We start from the raw sequence: 8,087 nt of genomic DNA, 5'->3' as shown, positions 1-8,087 counted from the left end.
AAGCATGTGCACAAGCAGTAAAAATCACACAAAAATAGTCAATCGACATATATGGGAAGGATATCTAGAAGAAGTAGAACATTTGAGACATACATACGAATGCAAAGAACTATATAAAGATAGAAGCAAAACCATAGAGAGGGTATTTGCCGACTTGAAGGAGAAGCATGGTTTGCGATGGACAACACTAAGAGGGATAGAAAAAGTGTCCATGCAAGCGATGCTTGTTTGTGCTTGCTTTAATTTAAAGAAGATGGCAAATTGGATGTGGAAGAAGGGACAAAACGGCCCTGGAAAGGGCAAAAATTTCTTTGTATTTATAAAATATTTATCAAAAATGCTTGTAAAAATACTCAAACCCCACTTTTCGTTTTTTGAAAAGTGGGGTTTGTCGACGGTCTGAATAAAAAAATTAAATTGTCCTTTTATAGTGTAGTATTCAGGAATTTAAAAACCAATGAGATCATAATTGCCTACCGCGGAACCGATAGCTTTGATGATGTTAAATATTATAAAGAAATTGTAAGCACACAAAAGTTTGGTCAAGGTTCTTTTGCTTTGAAAGTTTTTGATAAAACATATTCCTTATATCCAAAATCTAAAATATATTTAACTGGACATTCTCTTGGTGGATTTTTATCAACATATGTCTTTATGAATAATACAAAAAATGGCTCTAATAGCTCAAAGCCTATATATAATTTAAATAACGTATATTGTTATGCTTTTGATGCTCCCCATTCAACAGATCTTTTAGATAGAATAAAACAAAATAAAAACTCATTCAAGGGTAGACTTAACAATTATTATTCTTCTTATGATACAAGGAAAGATTTTACTTACTCAATAATGAAGGAAAAACAATCCTACTTTGATTCTAATATACTGGATTATAAAAAAGAAAGCCAATTGATTAATACTTTAGACTCTTCAAATTTAATTAGACAAAATTCCATAATTATGGAAAAAAGCATAAAAACCTTAGAATCACTAAAATATGAACTTCAGCAATCTGCATATAGAAGCTTAAAAACCGAAACTGAAGCAAATTTGAACCTAACATTACATAAAGTAACAAATTTTTACTTATATTTATATAAATAAAATCTTGTATTACTATCTATAATTTGCTTAACAAAAGTTTTGGCCCCACCTTATTTATTAAAAGGTGGGGTTTTATTTTAGTTATGTAATCCTCTTCGCTTATTTCTCCATCTACAAGCATTAGGTCAAGCTTTTCACTTGCAGAGGAAAAACTTGTAAAATGGTCTTTACATAAATAAACTAAAGCTACAATGATCAAGATGTCTAATTACAACATTTTCAACACTCCTTTCATATTTCTTGATTATTATTTTAATACCTATTTGTGTCAATTCTGTGGCAATAATTATGAATAAACTGCAAACAAAAAGCATTTAGGCTGTGCCTAAATGCTTTTTTATACTTCAAATGTAAAATTAATTACATTAAATAGTCCCAAATCGGTTAATTTTAGCTCTGGTATTACAGGCAGAGCTAAAAAGGCAAGTGTCATTACAGGGTCAAAATCCTGAGATACATTAAGCCTTTCATAGGCTATTTTTATAATCTTCGATAATTTTTGGTTTACCGTTTCTATATCATTATCGCTCATGAGCCCTGCAATTGGAAGGGGTAATGTCGATAAAACTTCTCCCTTTGAAACTACCGTTACTCCACCCTTTACCCTTTGAATCTCTAAGGCTGCAGTAACCATATCCCTATCGTTATCGCCAATTATAATCAAATTATGGGAATCATGTGCTATAGTTGTAGCGATGGCACCACCCTTAAGTCCAAATCCTTCAACAATGCCAAGACCTACATTACCTGTTCCTTTGTGCCTTTCAATTACAGCAAGTTTTAAAAGGCCTTCGTTGTCTTCACATCTAAACTCGTTATCCCTTAAAATAACCTTCTTTTTAACCTTTTTTGTTACAAGGCTAAAGGGTAAGAGCTTTATTATATTTGCAACATCCTCCTTAAGCTTTAGCCTAAACATATCTTCATTAATATCCTTTATTTTTATCCTATTTAAAACGCTACTATCTACAACCTTTTTAACATCAAATAACGGCCTTCCATCCTTTGCAACAAGTTTTCCATTTTTAAATACCATTATCGGCTCAAAGGATTCAAGATCTTTAAATAAAACTATATCAGCATCATACCCTATAGATATAGCTCCTTTTCCCTTAAGGCCGTAGCATTCCGCCGCATTTAATGTAGCCATGGTAATCGCAGAAATTGGATCTAAGCCATTTTTAACAGCAACCTTAAGATTATTATTAATATGCCCATCTTTAATTATATCTTCAGGATGCCTATCGTCTGTGCAGAAAAGGCATCTTCTTAAATTGTATGGGTTTACCGCCTTTATAAGTTCAGAAAGGTTTCTTGCTGCAGAACCCTCCCTAATTAAAATATACATTCCAAGCCTTAATCTATCTAAAAGCTCCTTTGTAGTTGAACATTCATGCTCAGTTTTTACACCTGCTGCCACATAGGCTGCAAGCTCTTTATCTTCAATGGAAGGTCCGTGTCCGTCTATTATTTTTCCCCTTGCGGCATTTATCTTTTTAAGAACCTTTTCATTACAGCCTATTACAGATGGATAATCCATAAGCTCCCCAAGGCCTAATATTCTTTCGTTATCTATAAGGGACTTTATATCCTCATCTGAAAGGACAGCCCCAGAAGTTTCAAATTGGGTTGCTGGAACACATGATGGGAACATTAAAAAGACATCTAAAGAAAGATTCTCACTTGCCATTAACATATATTCTATTCCGCTTATCCCACAAACGTTGGCTATCTCATGGGGGTCTGCAATTATACAAGTAGTTCCTTTAGGAACTACTGCCTTTGCAAATTCACCTGGAGTTACAAGGGACGATTCTATATGAACATGCCCATCAATTAGTCCTGGAGATGCATATAGTCCTTTTCCGTCAATTTCCTTCCTTCCATCATAGTTTCCTATCCCTACTATTTTTCCATCTTCTATGGCGATGTCTCCCTCTATAATTTCATGGGAAAATACGTTTACTATTTTTAAGTTCTTTAAAACCAACTCTGCTCTTTCCTTTCCCTTTGCTATTTCTATCCTTCTTTTTAAATCTAACATCAAATCACCCTTTACTTTGAAGTGCTAATAATACCCTTTCAGGGGTTACGGGGATCTCATAAAATCTTACTCCAATAGCATCATATATTGCATTTAAAATAGCTGGTGCAACAGGAATCATAACAGGTTCTCCAATTCCCTTTGCACCATAGGGTGCAGTATCCTCAGGGTATTCTATAAGAACCTTTTCTATTTCAGGAATATCTAAGGCTGTTGGAATAATATATTTTTCAAAGCTTCCATTAGTCATTTTGCCATCTTTAAGGCCAATATCCTCCATAAGGGCATATCCAACCCCCATTGCAAATCCTCCATCAATTTGACCTTCTACAAGGGATGGGTTAACCGCTCTGCCTACATCTAAAACATGTTTTGCCCTTAATATCGAAACCTCCCCTGTTTCAGTATCCACTTCAACCTCAACGGCACAGGATGCAAAGGTATACGGCCAATAGGGAGCTCCCTGTCCGTTTTCATCCATCTGGGTAGTATGAGCTGTAAATACTCCTTCTGCCTGAAGATCTTTATTAAGCTCAGCAATTTCCTTAAGGCTTACCTTTTTTGAAGGATATGATTTAACATAAATTAATCCGTCCTTCATGCACAAACCAACTTTAGTATTAACTCCTAATAACTTAGCAGCATCTTCTAATATTTTTTCTTTTAAATTCTCGCAGGCAATCTTTACTGCATTTCCAGTATTATAGGTTTGTCTTGATGCAGCTGCAGTTCCTGCATCTGGGGTTTTGGATGTGTCTTCATTTATCAATACTATATCTTTATCTAAAAGTCCTAACGTTTCTGCAGCAATCTGAACCATTACAGTTTTGGCACCTTGACCCACCTCAGTTGCACCAACGGATATTTCAACCCTTCCATCCTCTAATAGCCTTGCATAAGCCCTTGATACATCAGGGAATCCATTGCCATAGCCTGTTCCGTAAAATATGCACGCAATGCCCTTTCCTCTTTTTTTCAAGATATCACCACCTAAAAGGACTTTAATTCTTCAATGCATCTTTCAAGAGGGACAAATCCCTCAAGAACTTGACCTGTCGCAGTTTCAGAGCCTTCTCTAAAGCAATTTTTAAGCCTTATTTCAATGGGTGTCAAGCCTAGTTTCTCTGCTAAAATATCCATCTGCTGTTCATAGGCTATAGGAACCTGTGTTGCACCGAATCCCCTCATGGCACCTGTAAAGGGATTATTTGTGTAAACTGCAAAGCTGTCTACTTTTACATTTGGAATATAATATGGCCCCGTTGCATGAACCGCTGACTTTCTTAAAACATTCATAGCCCATGAAGCATAGGCGCCAGAATCCCCTATTATTTTAGCCTCTAGAGCCAAAAGTGTCCCATCCTTTAGTGCACCTGTTTTATAATACATTTTCATTGCATGCCTTTTTGAATGGGCAAGGAAGGATTCTTCCCTTGAGTAAACTGTTTTAACTGGTCTTTTTAAAGTTAAAGCTGCAATAGCTAGATGAATTTGAACAGTTATATCCTCCCTTCCTCCAAAGGCACCGCCAACCGCTGGCGTTAAAACTCTTACCATTTCTTTATTAACGCCTAAGCTTTCTGCAATTTCCTCCTGATCAAAGTGGGGATATTGCGTTGATGCAATAACTACTACTCTACCATCCTCGTCTAAAAATGCAACCCCAGCCTCAGGCTGTAAAAAGGCATGGTCCACCATTGGAACTTTGTATACGTTTTCAACTATAACGTGACATTCCTTAAAGGCCTTTTCTACATCGCCACGCCTTATTTTAAAATGATAAAACACATTATCCCTATCGTGAACCTTTGGGCTATCTTCCTTCATTGCCTCTTCAGGATCAAAAACAGCGGGAATATCTTCGTATTCAACTTTTATAAAGTTTTTTGCATATTCGGCTATTTCCTTTGTTTCTGCAACTATGAAGGCTATTGGATCTCCTATTCTTCTTACCTTTTTACTAGCAAATACTTCATGGTCCTTTAAAACTACACCATGATGGTTTTTCCCTGGGACATCTTTATACGTAAATACCTTTAAAACCCCGTCGATTTTTCCCGCCTCTTTTGTATCCACCTTTATAAAAGCATGGGGTCTTGTGGATCTTATTGTAACTCCAAAGGCCATGTTTTCTAAATAAATATCCTGTGGATATATTGCGCTGCCATCGACTTTATCCTTTGCATCAATCTTATTAATGCTCTTTCCTACTATTTTTAGTTCATTCACCATCCCCACCCCTTTTAAGCTTGGCTGCTTTTTTTACTGCACTTACTATTTTATTGTAGCCTGTGCATCTACAAAGGTTTCCTGAGATAGCCTCCCTTATTTCTTCTTCCGTAGGATTTAAATTTTTGTCAAGAAGGCTCTTTGCTGCAAGCACCATTCCTGGGGTGCAAAATCCACATTGAACTGCACCTTCCTCTATAAAGGAATTTTTAATTACATCATCTTCCTCTATTCCTTCGATTGTAATTATCCTGCTTTTGTCAGCTTGGAAGGCAAGAACAAGACATGAATTTACGATCTTCCCACCCATTATAACTGTGCAGGCGCCGCATTCTCCTTCTCCGCAGCCTTCCTTAGTTCCTGTTAACTTAAGTTTGTCCCTTAAAAGGTCAATAAGCCTTAAATTTTCCTCCACATCAAGGCAGTAATCCCTTCCATTTATGTTAACTTCAATTTTTTTCAAAATCATTCACCCCTTTGCAAAGATAAAGGGCATTTAAAAGGGCCTTTTTAAAGACTCCCTTTGCTGCAATACTCTTAAACTTTGCCGTTTGTCTTCCCTTTAATCTTTCGAATATAACTCTTTCTAGAAGAGTCTCAGCCTCTTCTATTGTATTTTCATTTATGATTCTTCCAGTAAGATACTCTTCAACTTCTAATTCCCTCATAGGGAATTTTCCTATTGCACCGCTGGCAATTCTAACAATTTCTATTCTATTCATCTCATCGATTTCTAAAAATACAGCAAAACTCAACCTTGAAATTGCAAGGGCTTTTCTAAGGCCTAATTTATAAAAACCAAGGCCTTGATTTTTTAAAGGATTTTTAAATTTAATTTTAGTTAATATCTCGTCACCTTCAAGTTCTCCTCTTCCCTTATCTTTAAAAAAATCCTTAAGATAAATTTCTCTTTTTTTGCCTTTTCCTTCTATCACAAGAATGCTGTCAAGAGCAAGAAGTGGTGGAACAGTGTCTGCAGCTGGAGAGGCATTGCATATATTTCCACCTACAGTTCCTCTATTCCTAATTTGAGGTGAACCAACGCTTCTTGCAGCATCCTTAAGTCCCTTAAGGTTTTTGTTTAACAGGATACATTCACAAATTTCAGTAAAGGTGGTTGCTGGACCTATTTCAATGTATTCTAAAGTCTCTCTAATTCCTTTTAGCTCATTAAGGGAGCTTATATCTATAAGGGCCTTTGGATTTTCCTCACCTTTTCTAATTTTGATAATAAGATCCGTCCCCCCGGCAATTATCTTTGCATCACCCTTATATTTGCTTTTATACTCCAATACCTCTTCTAGGTTTTTAGGTTTTATAGCTTCCATAATGTTATCCCCCTAAATTAGGCTAACCTGTTTTTTGATTATTCTATTTACATCCTCCTTGAGGGAATTTTCATCTATTGTAAGAAGTTTTCTATCCTTCATTAAAATCTTCCCATCCACAATTGTTGTATCAACATCCTCAGCCTTTGCTGAATAAACTATTTGTGATATTATATCAACTTCCTCCGTTGGCATGTTGTGAAGCTTATTAAGATTTAATATAATAATATCAGCAAGTTTGCCCTCTTCAATGCTTCCTAACTTATCCTCCATGCACATAGCCTTTGCACCATTTATTGTGGCCATCTCTAGCACCTTCATCGCAGGCATAACCGTTGGGCTTAAAAGTCTTGCCTTTTGAATTAGAGCTGCTGTTCTCATCTCTATGAATATGTCAAGGTTATTATTGCAGGGTGCACCATCTGCTCCTATCGATACATTAGCTCCCATATCCAAAAGTTCAGGAATCTTTGCTATACCTGAAGCAAGCTTTAAATTTGAGCTTGGGCAGTGGGCTATCTTAGTCCCTGTATCTGCAAGTATTTTCATCTCCTCATCATCAAGCCATATACAGTGGGCAAGAACAACCTTTTCACCAGTAAGTCCTAACTTATGAAGGTAAAGTATATTTCTCATTCCCCTATCCATTTCAACAAATTCAATTTCCCCTCTGTTCTCAGATGCATGAGTATGCACTAAAACATCGTATTCCTTTGCAAGATCCCTAACCTTTAATAAAAGATCTTCTGTGCAAGAAACTGCAAATCTTGGATTAAAGGCATATTGTATCCTTCCAGCCTTTCCGTGCCATTTTTTTAGAAGTCTTAAGCTCTCTTTTATAGAGTCTTCTGCATTTTCCATCAACGTCTTTGGAACTTCACTTCCATAGTCCATCATGCACTTGCCTGCAACTGCTCTAAATCCTGTTTCATATATCGCTTCAAAGGCACTGTCGGTATGGTGAACTGTTTCCATATCTATAATGGAAGTTGTTCCGCACTTTATAAGTTCCGCAATTCCAAGCTTTGCAGATATATAATTGGACTCCTCTGTATGCCCTCCTTCAAGGGGCCATATCTTTTTCTTTAACCAATCTAGAAGTTCAAGATCATCGGCCTGACCTCTAAATAGGGTTTGGGTAAGATGAATGTGGGTTTGAATGAATCCAGGCAAAACCACTTTGCCTTCTGCATCTATAACTTCATCAGCTTCAACGATTATATTTTCTTTTATTTCCTTAATTTTATTGTCTTCAATTAAAATATCAGCCTTTAATATTTCTCTATCTTTATTCATTGTAACTATTAATCCATTTTTTATTAAAATTCTTTGCATCTTTATCCCCCCATTAGATTAAGGATGAGGCCGAGGCCTCATCCTGA

General features: G+C 36.2%; 8 protein-coding genes. 2 read left to right on the top strand and 6 right to left on the bottom strand.

All coding sequences use genetic code 11. The annotated features are described in order from the left end of the window. Together CAAU_RS05980 and CAAU_RS05975 are read left to right on the top strand one after the other, a co-directional pair. Window positions 1-403, top strand: a 403-nt coding sequence (locus tag CAAU_RS05980) for a transposase (protein ID WP_156792045.1), incomplete at its 5' end; no start/stop codon positions are given. After that, entirely contained in the window at window positions 382-1,104 is a 723-nt protein-coding gene (locus CAAU_RS05975; protein ID WP_008908528.1) for an Mbeg1-like protein, read from the top strand. The genes CAAU_RS05980 and CAAU_RS05975, both read left to right, overlap by 22 nt. Before the next feature lie 337 nt (window positions 1,105-1,441). Here the strand turns inward: CAAU_RS05975 and ade are convergent, their stop codons facing one another. The 6 genes from ade to CAAU_RS05940 are packed head-to-tail and all read right to left on the bottom strand — an operon-like array spanning window position 1,442 to window position 8,040. Beyond that, a complete protein-coding gene (ade, locus tag CAAU_RS05965; protein WP_008908526.1) occupies window positions 1,442-3,148 on the bottom strand; it encodes an adenine deaminase in 1,707 nt (568 codons plus the stop codon). Between the two features lie 4 nt (window positions 3,149-3,152). Next, complete coding sequence (locus CAAU_RS15385) at window positions 3,153-4,127, bottom strand: xanthine dehydrogenase family protein molybdopterin-binding subunit (protein ID WP_008908525.1); 975 nt, start codon at window positions 4,125-4,127, stop codon at window positions 3,153-3,155. 11 nt (window positions 4,128-4,138) lie between these two features. Then, entirely contained in the window at window positions 4,139-5,380 is a 1,242-nt protein-coding gene (locus CAAU_RS15380) for a xanthine dehydrogenase family protein molybdopterin-binding subunit (RefSeq protein WP_040306081.1), read from the bottom strand. Continuing rightward, window positions 5,370-5,840, bottom strand: a complete 471-nt coding sequence (locus CAAU_RS05950) for a (2Fe-2S)-binding protein (RefSeq protein WP_008908523.1) — start codon at window positions 5,838-5,840, stop codon at window positions 5,370-5,372. Before CAAU_RS05950 ends, CAAU_RS15380 begins: the two co-directional genes overlap by 11 nt. Continuing rightward, the gene (locus tag CAAU_RS05945; protein WP_008908522.1) at window positions 5,827-6,705 is read right to left on the bottom strand and encodes an FAD binding domain-containing protein; all 879 of its coding nucleotides are present in this window, start codon (window positions 6,703-6,705) and stop codon (window positions 5,827-5,829) included. Before CAAU_RS05945 ends, CAAU_RS05950 begins: the two co-directional genes overlap by 14 nt. Window positions 6,706-6,717: 12 nt before the next feature. After that, window positions 6,718-8,040, bottom strand: a complete 1,323-nt coding sequence (locus tag CAAU_RS05940) for a 5'-deoxyadenosine deaminase (protein ID WP_008908521.1) — start codon at window positions 8,038-8,040, stop codon at window positions 6,718-6,720. Window positions 8,041-8,087: the final 47 nt, after the last annotated feature.

Source organism: Caloramator australicus RC3, from assembly GCF_000297115.1.
In the GTDB taxonomy this organism is placed as follows: Bacteria; Bacillota; Clostridia; order Clostridiales; family Caloramatoraceae; genus Caloramator; species Caloramator australicus.
This window is presented reverse-complemented; position numbering and strand designations above follow the sequence as displayed.